Raw genomic sequence first — 21,531 nt, 5'->3', positions numbered from 1 at the left:
TTTGATCGCGTCGTCCGCGGGCCATGAGTTTGACCAGCAATCTATTCGTTACTCGCCCGCCGGTGCCCGCGGGGCTAAGGTTGATCTATATCCAGTCCGGGTATGGCGCCCGGGACACTTGAAAATAGCAGTTCAGCTGGGAACTTGGGCGGCCCGCTGATCGTTGACCGTTTGTTCGCACAGCTCGAAGCAACAGCTACTAGGAGAGGATCCGACGGTGCGGGAGACAAGTAACCCGGTGTTTCGCTCGCTGCCGAGGCAGCAGGGCGGATATGCGCAATTCGGGACCGGTGTCGCGCCGGGCTACCAGGCGGATCCTTCCGCCCCCTACCAGCAGGCCCAGCAGGCGCGGCCTTCGCGTCCGCTGACCATCGACGACGTCGTCACCAAGACCGGCTTCACGCTGGCGGTACTCTCTGCGACTGCCGTCGTCTCCTACTTTCTGGTCGCGTCGAATCTCGCGCTCGCGATGCCGCTGCTCCTGGTCGGCGCGCTCGGCGGCATGGCGCTGGTGATGATCGCGATCTTCGCGCGCAAGCAGGACAACCCGGCGATAGTGCTCAGCTACGCTGCCCTCGAAGGGCTCGCGCTCGGAGCCTTCTCCTTCGTGATGGCCAACTTCTCCGTTGGCGGGGCGAATGCCGGGATGCTCATCGGCGAGGCCATCCTCGGCACGCTCGGGGTGTTCTTCGGCATGCTCGTGGTCTACAAGACCGGGGCCATCAGGGTCACACCGAAATTCACCAGGATGCTGTTCGCGTCCATGGTCGGCGTGCTGGTGCTGATGATCGGCAACCTGGTCCTGTCGATGTTCCACGTCGGCGGCGGCGAGGGCCTCGGCCTGCGCAGTGCCGGGCCTATCGGCATCATCTTCTCTCTGGTGTGCATCGGGGTCGCGGCGTTCAGCTTCCTCATCGACTTCGATGCCGCCGACCAGATGATCCGTGCCGGCGCCCCCGAAAAGGCGGCCTGGGGTGTTGCCCTCGGCCTGACCGTCACCCTGGTCTGGCTGTACATGGAGATCCTGCGTCTGCTGAGTTATCTGCAGAACGATTAGCTTCCTCCGCGAGGAAAGCCGGCACGCCCCCGTGGTATGCCGGCTTTTCTCATGGTGACGCCGCGCTGAGGGCGGGCTGGTGCCCGGCCCCCTGTGCGTTGACTCTGCGCCCAGGGCGCAGTCCACTCGCACTTTTGCGCCACCAGTGCAGAGTCAACTGGGGGAGATTGCGCCCTCGGCGCCGGGGCAAGGGGCAAGGGGCAAGGGTCAAGGGTCAACGGGTTGATTTACGTGAGCCGCTCGATCACCATCGCCATGCCCTGGCCGCCGCCGACACACATGGTCTCCACGCCGAACGTCTTGTCGTGGGTGGCCAGGTTGTTCAGCAGCGTGGCGGTGATGCGCGCCCCCGTCATGCCGAACGGGTGCCCTAAAGCGATGGCGCCACCGGAGACGTTCAGCTTGTCCTCATCGATACCGAGCTCGCGCGCCGAACCGAGGACCTGTACCGCGAACGCCTCGTTGATCTCGAACAGGTCGATGTCGCGCACCGACATCCCGGCACGGGCCAACGCCTGCTTGCTCGCCTCGATGGGGCCCAAGCCCATGATCTCCGGGGACAGCCCGCTCACCCCGGTGGCCACGATGCGCGCCAATGGCGTCAGGCCGAGTTCCTTCGCCTTGGTGTCGCTGGTGATCACCACCGCCGCGGCCCCGTCGTTGAGCGGGCAGGCGTTGCCGGCCGTGACGGTGCCGTTGGGCCGGAACACCGGCTTGAGTCCGCTGATCTTCTCGTAGGTGGTGCCCGCGCGCGGGCCGTCATCGGCACTCACGGTGGTCCCGTCGGGGAGGGTCACCGGCGTGATCTCACGGGCGAAGAAGCCGCTCTTGATCGCCTCCTCGGCACGGTTCTGGCTGCGCACTCCCCAGTGGTCCTGGTCTTCACGGGAGATGCCCGTCATCACCGCGACATTCTCGGCGGTCTGGCCCATCGCGATGTAGACATCGGGAAGGCCGCCGTCAGCGCGAGGGTCGTGCCACTCGTCGGCGCCGGCGGCCGCTGCGGCGCTGCGCTGCTGGCCGTCTTCGAACAGCGGGTTCTTGGTGTCCGGCCACGAGTCGGAGCTGCCCTTGGCGAACCGGGACACCGTCTCCACACCCGCGGAGATGAACGCGTCGCCCTCCCCGGCCTTGATCGCGTGGAAGGCCATCCGGGTGGTCTGCAGCGACGACGAGCAGTACCGGTTGACGGTGGTGCCGGGCAGGAAGTCGTAGCCGAGCTGCACCGCGACGACGCGGGCCATGTTGAAGCCGGATTCGCCGCCGGGCTGACCGCAGCCCAGCATCAGGTCGTCGATCTGGTGTGGGTTGAGCGCCGGTACCTTGTCCAGCGCTGCCCGCACCATCTGCGCCGCCAGATCATCGGGCCGCATGTCGACCAGCGAACCCTTCATCGCCCGGCCGATCGGCGAGCGGGCGGTTGAGACGATGACGGCTTCCGGCATGACGGCTCCTTCATACATGGCCCGGCGGGCATTCGGGCCCGACAGGATCGAGCCTAGCCTCGCGCCGCTCGCATCGACGACGCCAGCCTGGTTGATGGCCTACCCGGCCCGACTCAGGACGCCGCGGCCGGAACGGGCACACCCGAGCTGCGGGCGAACGGGGTTCGGGCCCACCAGCTCGACGCCCAGCCGCGCCGGGTCTCGTCGGCGCCGACGGGAGCCCCCGCATTGACCTGGGTCACCTGCTCGACCGGCACGCTGGCCGACGGCGCCGTATCGTGCTCGCACAACACATCACACAGCTGCGCCAGCAGTTGCTCGGCTGCCAGCGCATACCCGGCAGCCGACGGGTGATAGTTGTCGGCAGAGAACATCAACTCGGGTGTTTCTCGGAAACTCGGCGCCAGCAGGTTCGCCAGCGAGACCGGGAGACCGCCCGCCGCCCGGACCGCCGCGGACTGCGCGCGGGCGAGTTGCAGGCCGCGGGTGCGGGCCAAGGATCGCAGTGGTTGCGGGATGGCGGTGATGACGCCCAGGTCCGGGCAGGTGCCGACCACGACGACGGCGCCACGCTCGACCAGCCGGCGCACCGCCGAACCCAGCCGCTGCGCCGAGGGGCCGATCCCGTTGAGGGTGGTGATGTCGTTCGCGCCGAGCATGATCACCGCCGCGTCCGGTGGTGGCCCGGCCACGAACATCGCGTCGACCTGCCCGGTCAGGCCCTTGGACGTAGCGCCGACGATCGCCTTGGTGCTGAGCCTGAGTCGCAGCCCGGTCTGCTCCGCGAGGCCGCGGGCGACGAGCACGCCGGGAACTTCTTCAGCGGTCACGCAGCCGTATCCGGCCGCGGTCGAGTCGCCGAAGATCATCAGGTGCAGGTCGGCGGATATCCCGCGGTGCCAGCGCTGGGGGGTGGCGCCGCCCCGGGTGTAGACGCCGTCGGCGCGCAGCGGCATGTCGCAGGATTTGGGGATCGTTGTGCGGACATGCACCGCCTGGCCAACCAGCAGGTTGCGTGCGCCCAGATAGGCCGAGCCTGTCGAGGCGAGTGCACCCGCTGTGGCCAAGGCAATCGTCGAACGCCGCGGCACATGCACGCCCACCCGATCAGTTTAGGACGAATACGCGAATTTCGGGGGTAGCTGACAAACAAACCAGTTACGGTGTGGAACAGATGTGGTATCGAATCCGATCGCTCCTACGTTGAAGGTAGTAGGGACTGTCAAGCTAAGTTCTGAGGTTGGTCAGACGCTTCTATTGACTAACGAGTGGAACGTTCGGAATCATCCTCACATGCTGTATCCGACTACAACGGCGTAGGAAGTGTTGAGCATGACCGCACCTCAAAAGGTTTCCGGTTCACCCAGGGTCGCCATTCGCCCGCGCGATGTGCTGCGGGGTCGTAGACTCAAAAGACACAGGTTCGCGATCAGCGACGGGGCCCCCGTCGAAGTCGTCGAATCCGGCCCAAGCGTTGCCGCGCGGTTAGCTGCGGCGGCGTCGCGGGTGACGGTCCGGCCCGTCCTGACCGTCGGCAGCTACGTCCCGAATCTCCCTTGGCCGTGGGGCGTGATCGACCACGCCGCCCGGGTGCTGCTGCCGGCGACCAATACCGTCCGGGCAGAAGTCTCGCTACCACACGCAACAGCCCAACTAGTCCGGGCGCCCGGCGTATTACCCGCCGACGGCACCCGGCGGGTCGTGCTCTACCTGCACGGGGGAGCGTTCCTGACGTGTGGCGCAAACTCGCACGGGCGCCTGGTCGAATCAATCTCGAAGTTTGCTGACACACCGGTGCTGGTTGTCAACTATCGGCTGATGCCCAAACACTCGATCGGGATGGCCCTCGACGACTGCTACGACGGCTACCAGTGGCTGCGGTTGCTGGGATACAACCCGGAACAGATCGTGCTCGCCGGTGACTCCGCCGGCGGCTACCTTGCGATGTCTCTTGCGCAGCGGCTGCAGAGAGAGGGCGAGGAGCCCGCGGCCCTGGTGGCAATCTCGCCCTTGCTGCAGCTGGCAAAGGAATTCAAGCAAGCTCACCCAAATATCAAGACCGATGCGGTATTCCCGCCTAGAGCCTTCGACGCACTCGGAGAATTGGTTGCTAGCTGCGCAGCCAAGAACAAAGTGAACGGGCGGCCGGAAGAGATCTACGAACCGCTGGAGCACATCGAGCCCGGCCTGCCGCGGACGCTGATCCACGTCTCGGGCTCCGAGGTGCTGTTGCACGACGCGCAGTTGGCGGCCCGGCGCCTGGCGGCTGCCGGTGTGCCGGCCGAAGTACGGGTCTGGCCGGGCCAGGTCCATGACTTCCAGCTCGCGGGCTCGATCCTGCCGGAGGCGCAACGCTCGCTGCGCCAGATCGGCAAGTACATCCGCGAGGCCACCGAATAGCGATCGGCGCCGGGGGCTGGGCACTGGGCACTGGGCGCTGGGCGCCAGGGGTAGGGGGCCAGGGGTTGGCCGATGTGCGGCACGGCATGGCGCCTGCAACGATAATCGTATGCGGATCGCGCAGCACCTCAGTGACCTCATCGGCGGCACACCACTGGTTCGCCTGAATTCGGTGGTCCCGGCCGGCGCCGGCACCGTGGCCGCCAAGGTCGAATACCTCAACCCCGGCGGCAGCTCCAAGGACCGGATCGCCGAACGGATGATCGACGCCGCGCAGGCCAGCGGGGAGCTGAAGCCGGGCGGCACCATCGTCGAACCGACATCGGGCAACACCGGTGTCGGGCTGGCCCTGATCGCCCAGCGCCGCGGCTACAAGTGCGTGTTCGTCTGTCCGGACAAGGTCAGCGAAGACAAGCGGAATGTGTTGCGCGCCTACGGCGCCGAGGTGGTGGTGTGCCCGACGGCGGTGCCGCCGGAAGATCCCGACAGCTACTACAGCGTGTCCGACCGGCTGGTCCGGGAAATCGACGGAGCCTGGAAACCCGACCAGTACGCCAACCCGGAAGGGCCCGCCAGCCACTACGCGACCACCGGCCCGGAGATCTGGGCGGACACCGACGGCCGCGTCACCCATTTCGTGGCCGGGGTCGGCACCGGCGGCACCATCACCGGCGCGGGCCGCTACCTCAAAGAGGTGTCCGGCGGCAGGGTGCGCGTCATCGGCGCGGACCCGGAGGGATCGGTCTACTCCGGCGGTACCGGCCGGCCCTACCTGGTCGAGGGTGTCGGGGAGGATTTCTGGCCGGCCGCCTACGATCCGTCGGTACCCGACGAGATCATCGCCGTATCGGATTCGGACTCCTTCGACATGACCAGACGGCTGGCCCGGGAAGAAGCCATGCTGGTCGGCGGATCCTGTGGGATGGCGGTGGTCGCCGCGCTGAAAGTCGCCGCCGATGCCGGGCCCGACGCGCTGGTGGTGGTCCTGCTGCCCGACGGCGGTCGCGGCTACATGTCCAAGATCTTCAACGATGCCTGGATGTCCTCCTACGGATTCCTGCGCAGCCCGCTCGACGGCTCGGCGGCGCAGTCGACCGTCGGCGACGTGTTGCGGCGAAAATCCGGTGCGCTACCCGATCTCGTGCACACCCACCCGTCGGAAACCGTGCGCGACGCCATCGGGATCCTGCGCGAGTACGGGGTGTCGCAGATGCCGGTCGTCGGGGCAGAGCCGCCGGTGATGGCCGGTGAGGTCGCCGGCAGTGTCTCCGAGCGCGAACTACTCTCGGCGGTCTTCGAAGGTCGCGCGAATCTGGCCGACGCGGTGTCGGTGCACATGAGTCCGCCGCTGCGGTTGATCGGCGCCGGCGAACTCGTCGGCGCGGCGGGCAAGGCGCTGCGCGACTCCGACGCGCTGATGGTGGTCGAAGAGGGGAAACCGGTCGGGGTGATAACCCGCTACGACCTGCTGGGCTTCTTGTCCGAGGGGCAGCGTCGCCGCTAGCCGGGTTGCGCCTGCGGCGACGCCTGGCGCCTGGCGCCTGGCGGGTGACGGCTGTTCGGGATCGCGTCTCGAATTCGGATCTGCGATATTGTGGGGCCGCCTGCTCAGCAGACTCCGAAAGGTGCGCCGATGACCGATCAGCCGCCCGGCGGGTTCCCGCCGCAGCGTCCGCTGCCCCAGCCGCCCGCGGGAGGTTATCCGCCGCCACCGCCGCCGTCGGGAGGCCCGGTCCCTCCGCCGCCGGGGCCGGCGATTCGGGCGTTGCCATCGGAGTCCTACACACCCTGGATCACCCGGGTGCTGGCGGTCCTGATCGACTGGGCCCCGGTGGTGATCCTCAACGCCATCGCCTGGGCGACCGACATGCTCACCGAACAACAATCGTGCGTATCCAATGTCAACGAATACGATGTCGTCCGATTCTGCGACGTGCAGAACTCGGTGATAGGTTTTGTCGCCGAGTGGGTGGCGCTGGTCTTGATCCTCGCCTACCTGATCTGGAACTACGGCTACCGCCAAGGCGTCACCGGGTCGAGCGTCGGCAAGTCGTTCTGCAAGTTCAAGGTGGTCAGCGAGGCCACCGGGGCGCCACTGGGTTTCGGTGCGTCGCTGGTGCGCCAACTCGCCCATCTGGTGGATGCGATCATCTGCTACATCGGGTTCCTGTGGCCGCTGTGGGACGCCAAGCGCCAGACGCTCGCCGACAAGATGATGTCCACGGTGTGCCTGCCTGCGTGACGCAGACGGGCGCCGTTTGCGGCCGCGCCGTTGCCGGCTCGGGCCGGTTAGGCTGACGGCCGATGAGCGAAAACCAGGAATTCACCGGGCTGGCCACCAGAGCCATCCATGCCGGTTACCGGCCGGACCCGGGGACCGGTGCCGTCAACACCCCGATCTACGCATCGAGCACGTTCGCCCAGGACGGCGTAGGCGGACTGCGCGGGGGCTTCGAATATGCCCGCACCGGAAACCCCACCCGAGCCGCACTGGAGGCCGCGCTGGCCGCCGTCGAGGGAGGTGTGTTCGGCCGGGCCTTCAGCTCCGGCATGGCCGCCACCGACACCGCGTTGCGCGCGGTGCTCCGCCCGGGCGATCACGTCGTCATTCCCGATGACGCCTACGGCGGGACTTTCCGGCTGATCGACAAGGTCTTCACCGGTTGGGGTGTGGAGTACACACCGGTGTCGGTGTCCGACCTGGACGCGGTGCGGGCCGCGATCACCCCGCGCACCCGGTTGATCTGGGTGGAGACCCCGACAAACCCCCTGCTGTCGGTCGCCGACATCGCCGGAATCTGCGAACTGGCCTCGGCTGGTTCGGCAAAAGTGCTGGTGGACAACACATTCGCTTCACCGGTGCTGCAGCAGCCGCTGGCGCTGGGCGCCGACATCGTGCTGCATTCGACCACCAAGTACATCGGCGGGCACTCCGATGTCATCGGCGGCGCCCTGGTCACCGACGATGAGGAACTGGACGAGGCGTTCGCCTTCCTGCAGAACGGGGCGGGTGCGGTCCCGGGCCCGTTCGACGCCTACCTGACCCTGCGGGGGCTCAAGACACTGGTGTTGCGGATGCAGCGGCATAGCGAAAATGCCTGTGCGGTAGCCGAATTCCTGGTCGAGCAACCGGCAGTGAGTGCCGTTCTGTACCCGGGCCTGCCGAGTCATCCGGGACACCGGGTCGCCGCGCGCCAGATGAGCGGGTTCGGCGGCATGGTGTCGGTGCGGATGCGCGGCGGACGGCCGGCGGCCGAACAACTCTGCGCCCGGACCAGGGTGTTCATCCTGGCCGAATCGCTCGGCGGGGTGGAGTCGCTGATCGAACATCCCAGCGCGATGACACACGCCTCGACGGCGGGCTCGCAGCTGGAGGTGCCCGACGACCTGGTGCGGCTGTCTGTCGGTATCGAGGACGCCGCCGACCTGCTCGCCGATCTGGAGCAGGCGCTGAGCTGAGCCGCTCGCCGATCTGCGGCAGGGGCGCGCGGCTACGAGTGGTAGGGCTCCGCGCTGACCAGCGTCACCTCGACGGTGCTGCCGTTGGGCACCCGGTAACTGCGGGTCTCGCCCACCTTCGCGTCGATGAGGGCACCGCCCAGCGGCGAGTTCGGTGAGTAGACCTCGAGCTTGCCGTCGTTGACGCCCTCCTGCCGGGTGGCGATCAGGAATGTTTCGCTGTCCGACTTGTCGCCGTTGTAGTACACCTTGACCACCGAACCGGGCAGCGCGACGCCGGACTGCTTGGGGGCTTCGCCGACCTTGGCGTTGTTGAGCAGGTCTTGCAGCTGCCGGATGCGGGCCTCCTGCTGGCCCTGCTCTTCGCGGGCGGCGTGGTATCCGCCGTTCTCGCGCAGGTCGCCCTCTTCCCTGCGGTCGTTGATTTCGGCGGCGATGACCGGACGATTCGCGATCAGATGGTCGAGCTCCGTCTTGAGCCGGTCATGTGACTCCTGGGTCAACCAGGTCACCTGAGTGTCCGTCATCTCCTGGCACTCCTTGTCGTTGTTGCGCGTTGTTGCGCGTTGTTGCCGGCCCTCGGGGCCGCCCGGAGGGTTTGATGCCGCTGCCGGGTGCCGGGTGCCGGGTTCCGGGCGTCGCAACTCCGCACTGCTCGCGGCCTCTAATGCAGCAACACACGGTCCCGATAGGACCGTGCGCCTGCCGATGCTACCACTGGGAACGCGCCAGATAACCCCCATATCCGCAGTTCGGCGATTGCCGCCGGGTCAGGGAGGCGTCAGGTAAGCGGGTACGTCTGTGCCGCAGCCGTATACGTCTGCCATGAACGGTGGCTTGCTGGATTTCAGCGTCGTTGTCACCACCACCGTGGTGTCCTCGGAGGGCGGCACCAGAATCTCCCGCCGGCCCGTTTCGGACCCGTCGTAGGCTCGTGCGCGCACGATGCACTCGACCGGTTGCGACGGGTCGTCGCGGGTCACCCGCAGGATCACCGAGGCGGTTTCGTCGTCAATGACCTGGTACCCGACCATGGTGCCGGTGACCGGCGCAGAGTTGAGTCGTCGATAGGCGACGACGGCGACGGTGACGGTCGCCGCGGCCGTCGCCGCCGCGAGACCGGCGACGATCAGGCGCCGGGATGTGCGGGACAGTCCCGGGCGGCCGTAGCGCGCAGCGGGACGAGCGGTGGAATCGTCGGTCGAGCCTTCGGTCATGCCCTCGGGAATGGTGGGGTTGGGGGAACTGGAAGTATAGGTGCATCGAGCCAACCGTCGGGCGGTCGAGGGACAAAAGAGGGAGCGTGTGAGCAAACTGCGGTTGATGGCGGTGCACGCCCACCCCGACGACGAGTCCAGCAAGGGCGCGGCGACCCTTGCCCGGTACGCCGACGAAGGCCACCGAGTGCTGGTGGTGACGCTGACCGGCGGTGAGCGCGGCGAGATTCTCAACCCGGCCATGGACCTGCCCGACGTACACACCCATATCTCCGAGGTCCGGCGCGACGAGATGGCCAAGGCCGCGGAGATCCTCGGAGTGGAGCACACCTGGCTGGGCTACATCGACTCCGGTCTGCCCAAGGGTGATCCGCCGCCGCCACTGCCGCCGGATTGTTTCGCCGTGGTGCCGCTGGAGGAATCGATCGGGGCATTGGTGGGTTTGGTCCGCGAGTTCCGGCCGCACGTGATGATCACCTACGACGAGAACGGCGGCTATCCGCATCCCGACCATAGTCGCTGCCACGAGGTGTCGGTCGGCGCCTACGAGGCCGCGGCCGACCACCGTCGTTTCTCCGGCGCCGGGGAGCCGTGGACGGTGTCCAAGCTCTACTACGTACACGGGTTCCTCCGGGCACGGATCCGGTTGCTGCAGGACGAATTCATCAAGAACGGCCAGGAAGGGCCGTTCGAGAAATGGCTCCGGAACTGGCATGCCGACCACGACATTTTTGAGAAGAGGGTCACCACCCGCGTCGAGTGCTCGTCGTATTTCGGGCAGCGAGACGACGCGTTGCTGGCTCACGCCACCCAGATCGACCCGAACGCCGGCTTTTTCGCCGCGCCGATCTCCTGGCAACAGCGGCTGTGGCCGACCGAAGAGTTCGAGTTGGCGCGGTCGCGGGTGCCGTGCCCGCTGCCGGAGACGGACCTGTTTGCCGGAATTGAGGAGGACCAGTGAAAGGCATTCTGCTCGCTCTGCTCGCAGACGGTGAAACCCGAACTCCCGGTCCCGAATTCGGCAAGGCCAGTCCGGTCGGATTGCTGGTCGTGGTGCTGCTGGTGATTGCCACGGTGTTTCTGGTGCGGTCGATGAACCGGCAGCTCGAGAAGGTGCCGGAATCCTTCGACCGCCAGAACCCCGGGGCGGATCAGGACGCGGACGAGGGCACCGACGCGATACGAGGCAACGATCACGGCGCCGATGGCAGCGGATCGGCGCAACCGCCGGGATCGCGTCATGAGCCCGGCTGACTTCTCCGCCACCAACACCCTCGGGAAGGCCACCAGCCCGTACCTGCGCCAGCACGCCGACAACCCGGTGCACTGGCAGCAGTGGAGTCCGCAGGTACTGGCCGGCGCCGCCGAGCGGGATGTCCCGATCCTGCTCTCGATCGGGTACGCCGCCTGCCACTGGTGCCACGTGATGGCCCACGAATCGTTCGAGGACGCCGAGGTGGCGGCGGCGATGAACGTCGGTTTCGTCTGCATCAAGGTCGACCGCGAGGAACGCCCGGACATCGACGCGGTCTACATGAACGCCACCGTAGCGTTGACCGGCCAGGGCGGCTGGCCGATGACCTGCTTCCTCACCCCGGATGGCCGCCCGTTCTACTGTGGCACCTACTACCCCAAACATGATTTCCTGCAACTTCTTTCGGCGGTCAGCGAAACGTGGCGGCTACGTCGCGAGGAGGTCGAGGGGGCTTCGGAGCGGATTGCCGGGGAGTTGCGCCGCATGTCGTCCGGGAAGGTCGGCGGGGCGGCGGACGCGGGGCTTTCGGGGCCCCGGGTGGCACCGGAGTTGTGCGACCGGGCCGTCGCCCTGGTGCTGGGAGAGCGGGATATCGATCACGGTGGTTTCGGCGGCGCACCGAAAGTCCCACCGTCGGCGCTGCTGGAGGCGCTGCTGCGCAACTACGAACGCACCGGGTCCGCGGAGGTCCTGCAGGCGGTGACGCACACCGGAAACGCGATGGCTCGCGGCGGTATCTACGATCAACTCGCCGGCGGATTCGCCCGCTACAGTGTCGACACTGCTTGGGTGATACCGCATTTCGAGAAGATGCTGTACGACAACGCGCTGCTGCTGCGGTTCTATGCTCACTGGGCGCGCCGCACCGGGGATCCGCTGTCCCGGCGGGTAGCCGCGCAGACGGCCCGGTTCCTGCTCGACGACCTGCGCGACGGCGCCATGTTCGTCTCATCGCTGGATGCCGACACCGACGGCCGCGAGGGGGCCACCTATGTGTGGACGCAGGCCGAACTCGCCGAGGTTCTCGGCGCCGATGACGGTCGGTGGGCGGCAGATCTTTTTGGAGTGAACGAGTCCGGCACCTTTGAACACGGGACCTCGGTGCTGCAACTGCGCAGCGATCCCGCCGACGTTTCGCGATGGGAGGACATCCGGGCGCGTCTGCTGGCGGCGCGCCGGACCCGGGCGCAGCCCGGGCGCGACGACAAGGTGGTCACAGCCTGGAACGGCCTGGCGATCACCGCGCTGGCCGAAGCCGCCGTCGCCCTCGACGAACCGGAACTGCTGCCCGCTGCCCGACGATGCGCGAGCGCGCTGCTGGACCTGCACGTCGTCGGCGGGCGGCTGCGCCGCGCCAGCCTGGGCGGTGTGGTCGGCGACAGCGCGGCCGTCCTGGAGGACTACGCGATGCCGGCCACCGGATTGCTGGCGCTGTACCAACTCGACGGCGACGAGGCCTGGCTCACCGCAGCCACCGGTCTGCTGGACGCTGCGGTACGACATTTCGGCGACCCGCAGCATCCCGGCCGCTGGTTCGACACCGCAGACGATGCCGAACAGCTGATGCTGCGGCCGGCCGATCCGCTGGACGGGACCACGCCGTCGGGGGCGTCGTCGATGGCCGACGCGCTGCTGACAGCCGCCCACCTGGCCGACAGCACCCGTGCCGAAAGGTATTTGCGCCTGGCCGGCTTCACCCTGGATGCGCACTCGGCGCTGCTGGCTCGCGGACCTCGCGCGGCCGGGCATTGGCTGGCTGTCGCCGAGGCCGCGGTGCGCGGGCCACTGCAGGTAGCGGTGTCCTGCGCGGACCCCTCGTCATCGCTGCTGGCCGACGCGCGGCGGCTCGCCCCCGGCGGAGCGATTGTCCTCGGCGGTTCGGTGGATTCCGCGCCGTTGCTGGCAGGCCGGGACCTGGTGGCCGGCGCCGATGCCGCATATGTGTGTCGCGGCCGGGTCTGCGATCTGCCGGTCACCAGCGCCGGGGCGCTGGGCGCGGCGCTGGGCGCCGTCGGGTAGTACCGTGCCTGGCATGCCGAATGCCGCCGAGCGTGCCCAAGCGATCACCGACACGGTTCACCGCTACATGGATGCGGTGTCGTCCGGGACCGCCGATGACCTGGCCGCCTTCTACGCCGACGATGCGACGCTGGAGGACCCGGTCGGCGGCGAGGTGCATATCGGCATCCGCGCGATCGGCGGCTTCTACGCGGCGATGCAGGGCTTGCGGCGCCAGTGCGAGCTGTTGACCCTGCGGGTGTCCGGCAATGAGGCGGCATTTCTCTTCCGGCTGACGCTGACTGCCGGCGACAAGAAGATGGTGATCGAGCCCATCGAGACGATGGTGTTCGATGCCGATGGCAAGGTGGCGGCGATGAAGGCATACTGGTCGCCCGCCGACATGCGGCAACTCTGAGGTGATAGCGCCGCCGGGAGGTGATGCGGGCCCCCGAGCGTGACTGTGCGGTAACGCTCGGCGGGTGGCGTGACTGTGGAGTAACGCTCGGCGGGTGCGGGTGCGGGTGCGGGTGCGGGTGGGGGTGACCGGGCTCAGCGACGGGTGTGACTGTGCAGTCACGCTCGGCGGGTGGCGTGACTGTGGAGTAACGCTCGGCGGGTGACGTGACTGTGGAGTAACGCTCGGCGGATGTGGGTGGCCGGTTGAGGGTGCTGGCGTCTAGAAGACGACGAACCACATGGCTATGTAGTGGCAGATCGCCGCGACCGCGGTGCAGGCGTGGAAGAACTCGTGGAAACCGAACGTCGCCGGCCACGGGTTCGGCCACCGCAGGCCGTAGAGGATGCCGCCGATGCTGTAGAGGGCGCCGCCGACGAACAGCAGCACTATCGCGGCCACCCCGGCGTTGTGCAGGATCGTCCCGGTGTACCAGACGGCCACCCAACCCAGCAGGATGTAGAGCGGCACACCGACCCAGCGCGGCGCCGACGGCCAGAGCATCTTGAGCAGAATCCCGGCTGCCGCACCGGCCCACACGATCGTGAGCACGACGTGCCCGTCATGGCCGGGCAGGGCCAGTAGTGCAAACGGCGTGTAGCTGCCGGCGATGAAGACGAAGATCATCGAGTGATCGGCTCGCTTCATCCACCGCTTGGCCGTCTCGGACTTCCAATTGACCCGGTGGTAGGTGGCGCTGACGGTGAACATGATGATCGTGGAGAACGTGTAGAGCAGTGTCGCCAGGCCGGCCTTGGTGGACCCCACCGCCCAGGACACCGCGACCAGTGTTGCGCCGGCGAATACCGCCGTTGCCGCGGAGTAGACGTGGATCCAGCCGCGGAAGCGCGGCTTGGTCAGCACCCGGGTGACGCCGTCGACGATGTGCTGGGTGGCTTTCTGGGCGGCGTCCCGGGGTGAGTGGACGTCGTGCTGCGGCTCGGATGCCGGCTCGGTGCCGGTGAGTGTGCTGGTTTGGCTGGTCATCCCTGCTCGTGCCCCATCTGGTGATAGCCGGTGGGCTTGAGTGCGTTGGTCTGCAATCAGGGTAGCCGGGACTGCGGCAAAACACCTGATCGACAACACGTGATGTTGGCGAAATCAGCGGCGGGCGATTGACGTGGGTCACAGTAGGGTGGACTTTCGTGGAGATCATCCCACCGCGCCTCAAGGAGCCGCTGTATCGGCTCTACGAGCTGCGGCTACGCCAGGGGCTGGCCACGTCGGCCTCGGAGCTGCCGCGTCACATCGCGGTCCTGTGCGACGGCAACCGGCGCTGGGCGCGCAGTCTCGGCTACGACGACGTCAGTGTCGGCTACCGCATGGGTGCGATCAAGATCGCCGAAATGCTGCGCTGGTGCCAGGAGGCCGGTATCGAGATGGCCACCGTCTACCTGTTGTCCACCGAGAATCTGCAACGCGACCCCGACGAGCTCAGCGCCTTGATCGAGATCATCACCGATGTCGTGGAGGAGATCTGCGCGCCGGCCAACCAGTGGAGCGTGCGCACCGTCGGCGACCTGGACCTGTTGGGCGAAGGCCCCGCCCGCCGGCTGCGTGACGCGGTGGATTCCACGCCGCCCGACGCCGCGTTTCACGTCAATGTCGCGGTGGGGTACGGCGGGCGCCAGGAGATCGCCGGCGCGGTCCGGGCATTGATGAACAAGCAGCTGGCCGATGGTGCGACGGCCGAGGAGCTGGTGGAGGCGGTGACGGTCGAGGGGATTTCGGAGAACCTCTACACCTCCGGGCAGCCCGACCCCGACCTGGTGATCCGCACCTCGGGGGAGCAGCGGCTATCCGGCTTTCTGCTGTGGCAGAGCGCCTACTCCGAGATGTGGTTCACCGAGGCGCACTGGCCCGCTTTCCGCCGCGTCGATTTTCTGCGTGCGCTGCGGGACTACAGCAGGCGCCACCGCCGGTACGGGGGCTAGCGCGGCCGGGGCCGCGGGGCGTGCGGCCGGGGGGCGCGGTTTCGCCCCCTGCCGCTCACCAGATTCGCCGAGCGTAACGCCAGTGCGAAAAATCACCCGCAAAAGCGCACTGGCGTTACGCTCGGCGAGCTGCGGGGTGGGCGGCTGGGGCGGCTGGGGCGATTGTGACGGTTGAGGCGACTGGGGGGGTGGCGGCCCGGCGGGGCGCGCCCCCTGCCCCCAAAAGACTCGCCGAACGTGTAACTACTGCGGAAAATCGCCGAAAAAACCGCAGTAGCTACACGCTCGGCGAAAGCAAGGGCCGTCGGCACCCCCTCAGCCGCCGACACCCCCTCAGCCGCCACCCCCCTCAGCCGCCGCCCCCGCGCCCCCGCGCCCCCGCGCCATAGCGCGCTCGACGGCCCACCCCCCATCGGCCGACCGCAACCGGCCTGATGGCCGGATACACCTAGAGCTTGCGCAGCCGCAGCCGGTTGATCGAATGGTCGGCGTCTTTGCGCAGCACCAGGGTGGCCCGCGGGCGGGTCGGCAGGATGTTCTCCACCAGGTTCGGCCGGTTGATCGATCGCCAGATCTCCTTGGCGGCGATCACCGCCTGCGAGTCCGACAGGGCCGAGTAGTGGTGGAAGTGCGACTCCGGGTCGGCGAACGAGGTTCCGCGCATGGCCAGGAACCGCGAGACATACCACTGTTCGATGTCCTCGATCCGGGCGTCGACGTAGAGCGCGAAGTCGAACAGATCCGACACCATCAGCCGCGGGCCGGTCTGCAGGACGTTGAGCCCTTCGAGGATGAGGATGTCGGGATGGCGGACGACGTGTTTGGCGCCGGGGATGATGTCGTAGTGCAGATGTGAGTACACCGGTGCACAGGCGTACTCCGAACCCGACTTCACCGAGGTGACGAACCGCATCAGCGCCCGCCGGTTGTAGCTCTCCGGGAAGCCTTTGCGGTGCATGATATTCCGGCGATCGAGTTCGTCGTTGGAATACAGGAAGCCGTCGGTGGTCACCAGGTCAACCCGGGGGTGGTGATCCCAGCGGGCCAGCAGCGCCTGCAGCACACGCGCGGTCGTCGATTTGCCGACGGCCACGCTGCCGGCAACGCCGATGATGAATGGCACCGGCCGGTCCGGGTTCTGCTGCGGTTCGCCGAGGAATTCCGACGTGGCGGCGAACAGCCGCTGGCGGGCGGCGACCTGGAGGTGGATGAGCCGGGACAGCGGGAGGTAGACCTCCTCGACTTCCAGCAGGTCGAGCTGCTCACCGATGCCGCGCAGGCCGATCAGTTCCTCTTCGGTCAGCGCCAGCGGCGTGGACATGCGCAGCTCGCGCCATTGCTTCCGGTCGAACTCCACATACGGGCTCGGCTCGCTGGGCCGCGGCATTGGGCCATTTTTGCAGCAGCGACGGCCGGCGTCGCCGTTGGGCTGGGAGAAAGGCGTGCGGATTCGGGAAAGCGCGGCTCAGCCGCCGAACGGTTCGCTGGATAGACTGGCGCGCGTGACTGCCGCACCCGACGCCCGGACTTCCGCACCCGCATCCGATTCCGCGATGGCTGCCCCGCTGGCCGAGGTCGATCCCGAGATCGCCGAGTTGCTGGGCATGGAGTTGGGGCGGCAGCGCGACACGCTGGAGATGATCGCCTCGGAGAATTTCGTGCCGCGTTCGGTGCTGCAGGCCCAGGGCAGCGTGCTGACCAACAAGTACGCCGAAGGTCTGCCCGGACGCCGCTACTATGGCGGCTGCGAGCACGTCGACGTCGTCGAGAACATTGCCCGCGATCGGGCCAAGGCGCTGTTCGGCGCGGATTTCGCCAATGTGCAACCGCACTCCGGCGCGCAGGCGAACGCAGCTGTGCTGCACGCCCTGATGTCGCCTGGGGAACGGCTGCTGGGCCTTGATCTGGCCAACGGCGGGCACCTGACCCACGGAATGCGGCTGAACTTTTCCGGAAAGCTCTACGAGAACGCCTTCTACGGGGTGGACCCGACGACGCACCGGGTCGACATGGACGTCGTGCGCGCTCAGGCGCTGGAGTTCCGGCCGAAGGTGATCATTGCCGGCTGGTCGGCGTACCCGCGGATTCTGGACTTCGCGGCCTTCCGGTCCATCGCCGACGAGGTCGATGCGAAGTTGTGGGTCGACATGGCGCATTTCGCCGGATTGGTCGCCGCCGGGCTGCACCCGTCACCGGTGCCGCACGCGGACGTGGTTTCCACCACCATCCACAAGACCCTCGGCGGGGGACGATCCGGCCTGATCGTTGGCAGGCAGGAGTACGCCAAGGCCATCAATTCGGCGGTGTTCCCCGGCCAGCAGGGCGGGCCGCTGATGCACATCATCGCGGGCAAGGCGGTGGCCCTGAAGATCGCGGGCACGCCGGAATTCGCCGAGCGTCAGCAACGCACGCTGTCCGGCGCGCGGATCCTGGCCGACCGGCTGCTCGCCGGAGACGTAGCCGACGCCGGGGTTTCGGTGGTCAGCGGCGGCACCGACGTGCACCTGGTTCTGGTCGATCTGCGCAATTCCCCGCTCGACGGTCAGGCGGCCGAAGACCTGCTGCACAGCGTCGGCATCACCGTCAACCGCAATGCGGTCCCCAACGACCCGCGGCCTCCGATGGTGACGTCGGGCCTGCGCATCGGGACACCGGCGCTGGCGACCCGCGGCTTCGGCGACACCGAGTTCGCCGAGGTGGCCGACGTCATCGCGACCGCGTTGGTGGGTGCCGCGTCGGCGGACGTGCCCGCGCTCCGCGACCGGGTGATCAGGTTGGCCAGGGAGTTCCCACTGTATGAAGGCCTGGAGGACTGGCGCCTGGTGGGCCGCTGACCGGCCGGTGAGAAATCCGGCCCGCCCAGCGGGCACAGCCGCTACCGGAACCGACACCCCGACACGTGGCGCGGGGATTTGAAAGAACCTGTTAATGCGAGTTACAGTTACCGCATGGCACAGAGACCTGTAGCTGACACGCTGACTCTCGCACTCGAGCCCGTCGTGGAAGCAAATGTGGACCGGCACCTGTCCACCGAGGACATTTGGTTCGCTCATGACTTCGTCCCCTTCGACCGAGGCGAGAACTTCGCGTTCCTCGGCGGACGGGACTGGGACCCGTCCCAGGCTGCACTGCCCCGGCAGATCACCGATGCCTGCGAGATCCTGCTGCTGTTGAAGGACAACCTGGCTGCTCATCACCGCGAGCTCGTGGAGCACTTCATCCTGGAGGACTACTGGGGCCGCTGGATCGGCCGGTGGACGGCCGAGGAGCATCTGCACGCCATCGCGCTGCGCGAATACCTCGTGGTCACCCGGGAGGTGGATCCGACCGCCAACGAGCAGGCGCGCGTCCAGCATGTGATGAAGGGCTACCGCGCGGAAAGCTACTCGCAGGTCGAAACCCTGGTGCACATGGCGTTCGTCGAGCGTTGCTACGCCGCCTTCTGCGGCAACCTGGCCGCCCGGATCGAGGAGCCCATCCTGGCCGGACTCGTCGACCGGATCGCTCGCGACGAAGCGCGCCACGAGGAGTTCTTCGCGAATCTGGTCACCTTCCTGCTCGAATACTCCCGCGACGAGACGATCGCGGCGATCGCCGCCCGCGCCGGGGAGCTCGAGGTCCTGGGCGCCGACATCGATACCTACCAGGACAAAGTGGCGAACGTGGCGGCAGCCGGCATTTTCGACCAGCAGCAGCTGCAGCAGGCGATCTCCGAGCGCATCACGGCGTGGGGACTGGCTGACGAGCCCGCGCTGCGCCAACTCGTCACCAACTGACGGTTCGCGGGCCGAGGTCGACGCTTCGGGCTGTCTGCGGTTTGCCCCGGCGCGCCTGCACTGCGGGGGTGTGACCGGCGGAGTAGCGTCGCCGGTGATGGTCAGCGACTCCATCTGCCAGGGCGGCACTCCCGGTATCCACACCGGTTTCCACACCGGTGGTTGGGAAGGCAGGGCCGGCCCCGGCCTTGGTGCCGCAGCCCCCGCCGACGTGTTCGCGCGGGTCCGCGCAAGCATCATTCGCTCGAGGAGCGGCTTGTGACCGAGATCCGGACGTACGTACTCGACACCTCCGTGCTGCTGTCCGACCCGTGGGCATGCAACCGGTTCGCCGAGCACGAGGTGGTGATTCCCCTCGTGGTGATCAGCGAGCTGGAAGCCAAGCGTCATCACCACGAGCTGGGATGGTTCGCGCGTCAGGCGTTGCGGCTGCTCGACGATTTGCGGCTGGAGCACGGTCGGCTGGATGAGCCGATTTCCGTTGGCGAACAGGGTGGTTCGTTGCGGGTCGAACTCAATCACACCGATCCCTCGGTGCTGCCAGCCGGCTTCCGCACCGGCAGCAACGACTCCCGGATCCTGAGCTGCGCCGCGAACCTCGCCGCCGAGGGCAGCCGGGTCACGTTGGTCAGCAAGGATATTCCGCTTCGGGTCAAGGCGGCCGCAGTCGGCCTGGCGGCCGACGAGTACCGCGCGCAGGACGTGGTCGCCTCCGGCTGGTCGGGGATGAGCGAGATCGAGACCGTTCCCGAGGGCATCGCAACGCTATTCGCCGACGGCGAAATCGACTTGGCGGAAGCGCGGGATCTACCCTGCCACACCGGTATTCGGTTGCTGGGCGGGAGTTCGCACGCGTTGGGCCGGGTGACGCCCGCCAAGCGGGTTCAACTGGTTCGCGGCGACCGGGAGGTGTTCGGGCTGCGTGGCCGCTCCGCCGAGCAGCGCGTGGCGCTCGACCTGCTGCTCGACGAGTCCGTCGGCATCGTGTCGCTGGGTGGCAAGGCGGGCACCGGGAAGTCGGCGCTGGCGCTGTGTGCCGGCCTGGAGGCCGTACTGGAGCGCCGGACGCAGCGCAAGGTGGTGGTTTTCCGGCCGCTGTATGCCGTCGGTGGCCAGGAGCTGGGATATCTTCCCGGCAGCGAGAGCGACAAGATGGGCCCCTGGGCGCAGGCCGTCTTCGACACCCTGGAGGGGTTGGCCAGCTCGGCGGTGCTGGACGAGGTGCTGTCTCGGGGCATGCTCGAGGTGCTGCCGCTGACCCATATTCGCGGCCGCTCGCTGCACGACTCCTTCGTGATCGTCGACGAAGCGCAGTCGCTGGAACGCAACGTGCTGCTAACGGTGCTATCCCGGCTGGGCGCCGGCTCGCGGGTGGTGCTCACCCACGACGTCGCGCAGCGCGACAATCTGCGGGTCGGCCGCCACGACGGTATTGCCGCGGTGATCGAGAAGCTCAAGGGGCATCCGCTGTTCGCTCACATCACCCTGCTGCGCAGCGAACGGTCGCCGATCGCGGCGTTGGTCACCGAGATGCTGGAGGAGATCGCCGGGGGGCACTGAGCAGGGCGACCCGCGGAGCCGGCCACCCGCTACGGCGTCCCGGTAAACTTCCGGAGTGCGGAAACGACCCGACAACCAGGCCTGGCGCTATGGCCGCGTGGTCTTCGGCGCTGCGGTGGCGGCCGCGGTACTGGTCGTCGGCGGTCTGACCGGACGCGTCACCCGCGCCGACAATATGGACTGCGCGGTGGTCAAATGCGTCGCGCTCACCTTCGATGACGGCCCGTCACCGTTCACCGGCCGGTTGCTGAAAATCCTGCGGGACGACGACGCCAAGGCCACCTTCTTCCTGATCGGCAACAAGGTGGCGGCGAACCCGGCGGGTGCCCGGCAGATCGCCGAAGCCGGAATGGAGATCGGCAGTCACACCTGGGAGCACCCGAACATGACCACGATTCCGTCCGAGGACATCGACGGCCAGTTCACCCGGGCCAACCAGGCCATTGCGGCCGCCACCGGCGCCGCGCCGGTGCTGTATCGGCCCGCTGGCGGTCTTTCGAACCCGGAGGTGCGTCGGCATGCCGCCACGTTCGGCATGGGCGAAATCCTCTGGGATGTCATTCCGTTCGACTGGGCCAACGACGCGAACATCGCCGCGACCCGGGCACTGCTGATGTCGCAGGTCAAGCCCGGCTCGGTGGTTCTGCTGCACGACACCTACTCCAGCACGGTCGATTTGGTGTACCAGTTCATCCCGGTGCTGAAGGCCAACGGCTATCACCTGGTGACGGTCAGCGAACTGCTCGGGCCGAGGGCGCCCGGCAGCAGCTACGGCAGCCGGGAGAACGGCCCGCCGGTCGACGTCCTGCATGAGATCCCGGCCGCCGAAATCCCGCCGCTGCCCGATACCCCGTCGCCCAGGCCGATGCCGAATCTGCCGATCACCGACATTCCGGGGCAGAACTCCGGTGGGCCGAACAACGGCGCCTGACCGGTGGGCGGAGTCGTCGCAGCCGCCGAGTCGCCGCAGCCG

General features: G+C 67.7%; 21 protein-coding genes. 15 read left to right on the top strand and 6 right to left on the bottom strand.

Features of this window, described 5'->3' with window-relative positions:
* Nucleotides 1-217 precede the first annotated feature (217 nt).
* A complete protein-coding gene (locus ACK5M9_RS10340) occupies nt 218-1,057 on the top strand; it encodes a Bax inhibitor-1/YccA family membrane protein (protein ID WP_416893079.1) in 840 nt (279 codons plus the stop codon).
* Nucleotides 1,058-1,284: 227 nt separating this feature from the next.
* Here ACK5M9_RS10340 and ACK5M9_RS10335 read toward each other — a convergent pair whose 3' ends face one another.
* Nucleotides 1,285-2,502 carry an acetyl-CoA C-acetyltransferase gene (locus ACK5M9_RS10335; RefSeq protein ID WP_416893078.1) on the bottom strand — a complete coding sequence of 406 codons (1,218 nt, stop codon included), beginning with the start codon at nt 2,500-2,502 and terminating at the stop codon, nt 1,285-1,287.
* A 113-nt stretch (nt 2,503-2,615) separates the two neighbouring features.
* On the bottom strand, nt 2,616-3,593 hold the full coding sequence (locus ACK5M9_RS10330) for an SGNH/GDSL hydrolase family protein (protein ID WP_416893094.1): 978 nt from the start codon (nt 3,591-3,593) through the stop codon (nt 2,616-2,618).
* Between the two features lie 241 nt (nt 3,594-3,834).
* On the opposite strand from ACK5M9_RS10330, the gene ACK5M9_RS10325 reads away from it, so the two are divergent.
* From ACK5M9_RS10325 to ACK5M9_RS10310, 4 genes are all read left to right on the top strand, one after another.
* The gene (locus ACK5M9_RS10325; protein WP_416893077.1) at nt 3,835-4,902 is read left to right on the top strand and encodes an alpha/beta hydrolase fold domain-containing protein; all 1,068 of its coding nucleotides are present in this window, start codon (nt 3,835-3,837) and stop codon (nt 4,900-4,902) included.
* A 109-nt stretch (nt 4,903-5,011) separates the two neighbouring features.
* Nucleotides 5,012-6,406 (top strand): cystathionine beta-synthase, encoded by a 1,395-nt coding sequence (locus ACK5M9_RS10320; protein WP_416893076.1) that lies wholly within the window; start codon nt 5,012-5,014, stop codon nt 6,404-6,406.
* A 51-nt stretch (nt 6,407-6,457) separates the two neighbouring features.
* Nucleotides 6,458-7,144, top strand: coding sequence for an RDD family protein (locus ACK5M9_RS10315; RefSeq protein WP_416893093.1), 687 nt, complete (start codon nt 6,458-6,460; stop codon nt 7,142-7,144).
* Between the two features lie 62 nt (nt 7,145-7,206).
* Nucleotides 7,207-8,361, top strand: coding sequence for a cystathionine gamma-synthase (locus tag ACK5M9_RS10310; RefSeq protein ID WP_416893075.1), 1,155 nt, complete (start codon nt 7,207-7,209; stop codon nt 8,359-8,361).
* Between the two features lie 32 nt (nt 8,362-8,393).
* Here ACK5M9_RS10310 and greA read toward each other — a convergent pair whose 3' ends face one another.
* Together greA and ACK5M9_RS10300 are read right to left on the bottom strand one after the other, a co-directional pair.
* Nucleotides 8,394-8,888, bottom strand: coding sequence for a transcription elongation factor GreA (gene greA / locus ACK5M9_RS10305; protein ID WP_416893074.1), 495 nt, complete (start codon nt 8,886-8,888; stop codon nt 8,394-8,396).
* Nucleotides 8,889-9,131: 243 nt separating this feature from the next.
* The gene (locus tag ACK5M9_RS10300) at nt 9,132-9,578 is read right to left on the bottom strand and encodes a DUF4307 domain-containing protein (protein WP_416893073.1); all 447 of its coding nucleotides are present in this window, start codon (nt 9,576-9,578) and stop codon (nt 9,132-9,134) included.
* Nucleotides 9,579-9,666: 88 nt separating this feature from the next.
* On the opposite strand from ACK5M9_RS10300, the gene mca reads away from it, so the two are divergent.
* From mca to ACK5M9_RS10280, 4 genes are read left to right on the top strand one after another with little or no spacing between them, the layout of a single operon-like run.
* Nucleotides 9,667-10,539 carry a mycothiol conjugate amidase Mca gene (gene mca, locus ACK5M9_RS10295; protein ID WP_416893072.1) on the top strand — a complete coding sequence of 291 codons (873 nt, stop codon included), beginning with the start codon at nt 9,667-9,669 and terminating at the stop codon, nt 10,537-10,539.
* The gene (locus ACK5M9_RS10290) at nt 10,536-10,832 is read left to right on the top strand and encodes a hypothetical protein (protein ID WP_416893071.1); all 297 of its coding nucleotides are present in this window, start codon (nt 10,536-10,538) and stop codon (nt 10,830-10,832) included. Before mca ends, ACK5M9_RS10290 begins: the two co-directional genes overlap by 4 nt.
* Entirely contained in the window at nt 10,819-12,852 is a 2,034-nt protein-coding gene (locus ACK5M9_RS10285; protein WP_416893070.1) for a thioredoxin domain-containing protein, read from the top strand. The genes ACK5M9_RS10290 and ACK5M9_RS10285 overlap by 14 nt, the downstream gene beginning before the upstream one ends.
* 13 nt (nt 12,853-12,865) lie before the next feature.
* The gene (locus ACK5M9_RS10280; protein WP_416893069.1) at nt 12,866-13,249 is read left to right on the top strand and encodes a nuclear transport factor 2 family protein; all 384 of its coding nucleotides are present in this window, start codon (nt 12,866-12,868) and stop codon (nt 13,247-13,249) included.
* A gap of 261 nt (nt 13,250-13,510) precedes the next feature.
* On the opposite strand, the gene trhA is transcribed toward ACK5M9_RS10280, so the two are convergent.
* Nucleotides 13,511-14,275, bottom strand: coding sequence for a PAQR family membrane homeostasis protein TrhA (gene trhA, locus ACK5M9_RS10275; RefSeq protein WP_416893068.1), 765 nt, complete (start codon nt 14,273-14,275; stop codon nt 13,511-13,513).
* Nucleotides 14,276-14,433: 158 nt separating this feature from the next.
* Here trhA and ACK5M9_RS10270 point away from each other — a divergent pair, with 158 nt between their 5' ends.
* Complete coding sequence (locus ACK5M9_RS10270; protein WP_416893067.1) at nt 14,434-15,222, top strand: (2Z,6E)-farnesyl diphosphate synthase; 789 nt, start codon at nt 14,434-14,436, stop codon at nt 15,220-15,222.
* A gap of 448 nt (nt 15,223-15,670) precedes the next feature.
* Here the strand turns inward: ACK5M9_RS10270 and coaA are convergent, their stop codons facing one another.
* A complete protein-coding gene (coaA, locus tag ACK5M9_RS10265) occupies nt 15,671-16,609 on the bottom strand; it encodes a type I pantothenate kinase (RefSeq protein WP_416893066.1) in 939 nt (312 codons plus the stop codon).
* A 166-nt stretch (nt 16,610-16,775) separates the two neighbouring features.
* Here coaA and glyA point away from each other — a divergent pair, with 166 nt between their 5' ends.
* The 5 genes from glyA to ACK5M9_RS10240 all read left to right on the top strand — a co-directional run bounded on the left by glyA (nt 16,776) and on the right by ACK5M9_RS10240 (nt 21,489).
* Nucleotides 16,776-18,056, top strand: a complete 1,281-nt coding sequence (glyA, locus tag ACK5M9_RS10260; RefSeq protein ID WP_416893092.1) for a serine hydroxymethyltransferase — start codon at nt 16,776-16,778, stop codon at nt 18,054-18,056.
* A gap of 114 nt (nt 18,057-18,170) precedes the next feature.
* Nucleotides 18,171-18,998 carry an acyl-ACP desaturase gene (locus ACK5M9_RS10255; RefSeq protein ID WP_416893065.1) on the top strand — a complete coding sequence of 276 codons (828 nt, stop codon included), beginning with the start codon at nt 18,171-18,173 and terminating at the stop codon, nt 18,996-18,998.
* A 70-nt stretch (nt 18,999-19,068) separates the two neighbouring features.
* Nucleotides 19,069-19,260: a hypothetical protein gene (locus ACK5M9_RS10250; RefSeq protein WP_416893064.1), complete on the top strand. Its 192-nt coding sequence runs from the start codon at nt 19,069-19,071 to the stop codon at nt 19,258-19,260.
* Nucleotides 19,257-20,558: a PhoH family protein gene (locus ACK5M9_RS10245; protein ID WP_416893063.1), complete on the top strand. Its 1,302-nt coding sequence runs from the start codon at nt 19,257-19,259 to the stop codon at nt 20,556-20,558. The genes ACK5M9_RS10250 and ACK5M9_RS10245 overlap by 4 nt, the downstream gene beginning before the upstream one ends.
* A 55-nt stretch (nt 20,559-20,613) precedes the next feature.
* Nucleotides 20,614-21,489, top strand: a complete 876-nt coding sequence (locus ACK5M9_RS10240) for a polysaccharide deacetylase family protein (RefSeq protein ID WP_416893062.1) — start codon at nt 20,614-20,616, stop codon at nt 21,487-21,489.
* The last annotated feature ends 42 nt before the right edge of the window (nt 21,490-21,531 follow it).

The sequence above is a fragment of the Mycobacterium sp. genome (assembly GCF_047975165.1).
In the GTDB taxonomy this organism is placed as follows: Bacteria; Actinomycetota; Actinomycetes; order Mycobacteriales; family Mycobacteriaceae; genus Mycobacterium.
The sequence above is the reverse complement of the archived record's forward strand: the minus strand, read 5'-3'. Positions and strand labels throughout refer to the sequence as shown.

Coding starts and splice junctions, on each gene's coding strand:
- coaA (WP_416893066.1), bottom strand. CDS start 16,609: ATGCCGCGGCCCAGCGAGCCGAGCCCGTATGTGGAGTTCGACCGGAAG.
- ACK5M9_RS10325 (WP_416893077.1), top strand. CDS start 3,835: ATGACCGCACCTCAAAAGGTTTCCGGTTCACCCAGGGTCGCCATTCGC.
- ACK5M9_RS10285 (WP_416893070.1), top strand. CDS start 10,819: ATGAGCCCGGCTGACTTCTCCGCCACCAACACCCTCGGGAAGGCCACC.
- ACK5M9_RS10300 (WP_416893073.1), bottom strand. CDS start 9,578: ATGACCGAAGGCTCGACCGACGATTCCACCGCTCGTCCCGCTGCGCGC.
- ACK5M9_RS10320 (WP_416893076.1), top strand. CDS start 5,012: ATGCGGATCGCGCAGCACCTCAGTGACCTCATCGGCGGCACACCACTG.
- ACK5M9_RS10335 (WP_416893078.1), bottom strand. CDS start 2,502: ATGCCGGAAGCCGTCATCGTCTCAACCGCCCGCTCGCCGATCGGCCGG.
- ACK5M9_RS10310 (WP_416893075.1), top strand. CDS start 7,207: ATGAGCGAAAACCAGGAATTCACCGGGCTGGCCACCAGAGCCATCCAT.
- greA (WP_416893074.1), bottom strand. CDS start 8,888: ATGACGGACACTCAGGTGACCTGGTTGACCCAGGAGTCACATGACCGG.
- glyA (WP_416893092.1), top strand. CDS start 16,776: ATGGCTGCCCCGCTGGCCGAGGTCGATCCCGAGATCGCCGAGTTGCTG.
- ACK5M9_RS10255 (WP_416893065.1), top strand. CDS start 18,171: ATGGCACAGAGACCTGTAGCTGACACGCTGACTCTCGCACTCGAGCCC.
- ACK5M9_RS10280 (WP_416893069.1), top strand. CDS start 12,866: ATGCCGAATGCCGCCGAGCGTGCCCAAGCGATCACCGACACGGTTCAC.
- trhA (WP_416893068.1), bottom strand. CDS start 14,275: ATGACCAGCCAAACCAGCACACTCACCGGCACCGAGCCGGCATCCGAG.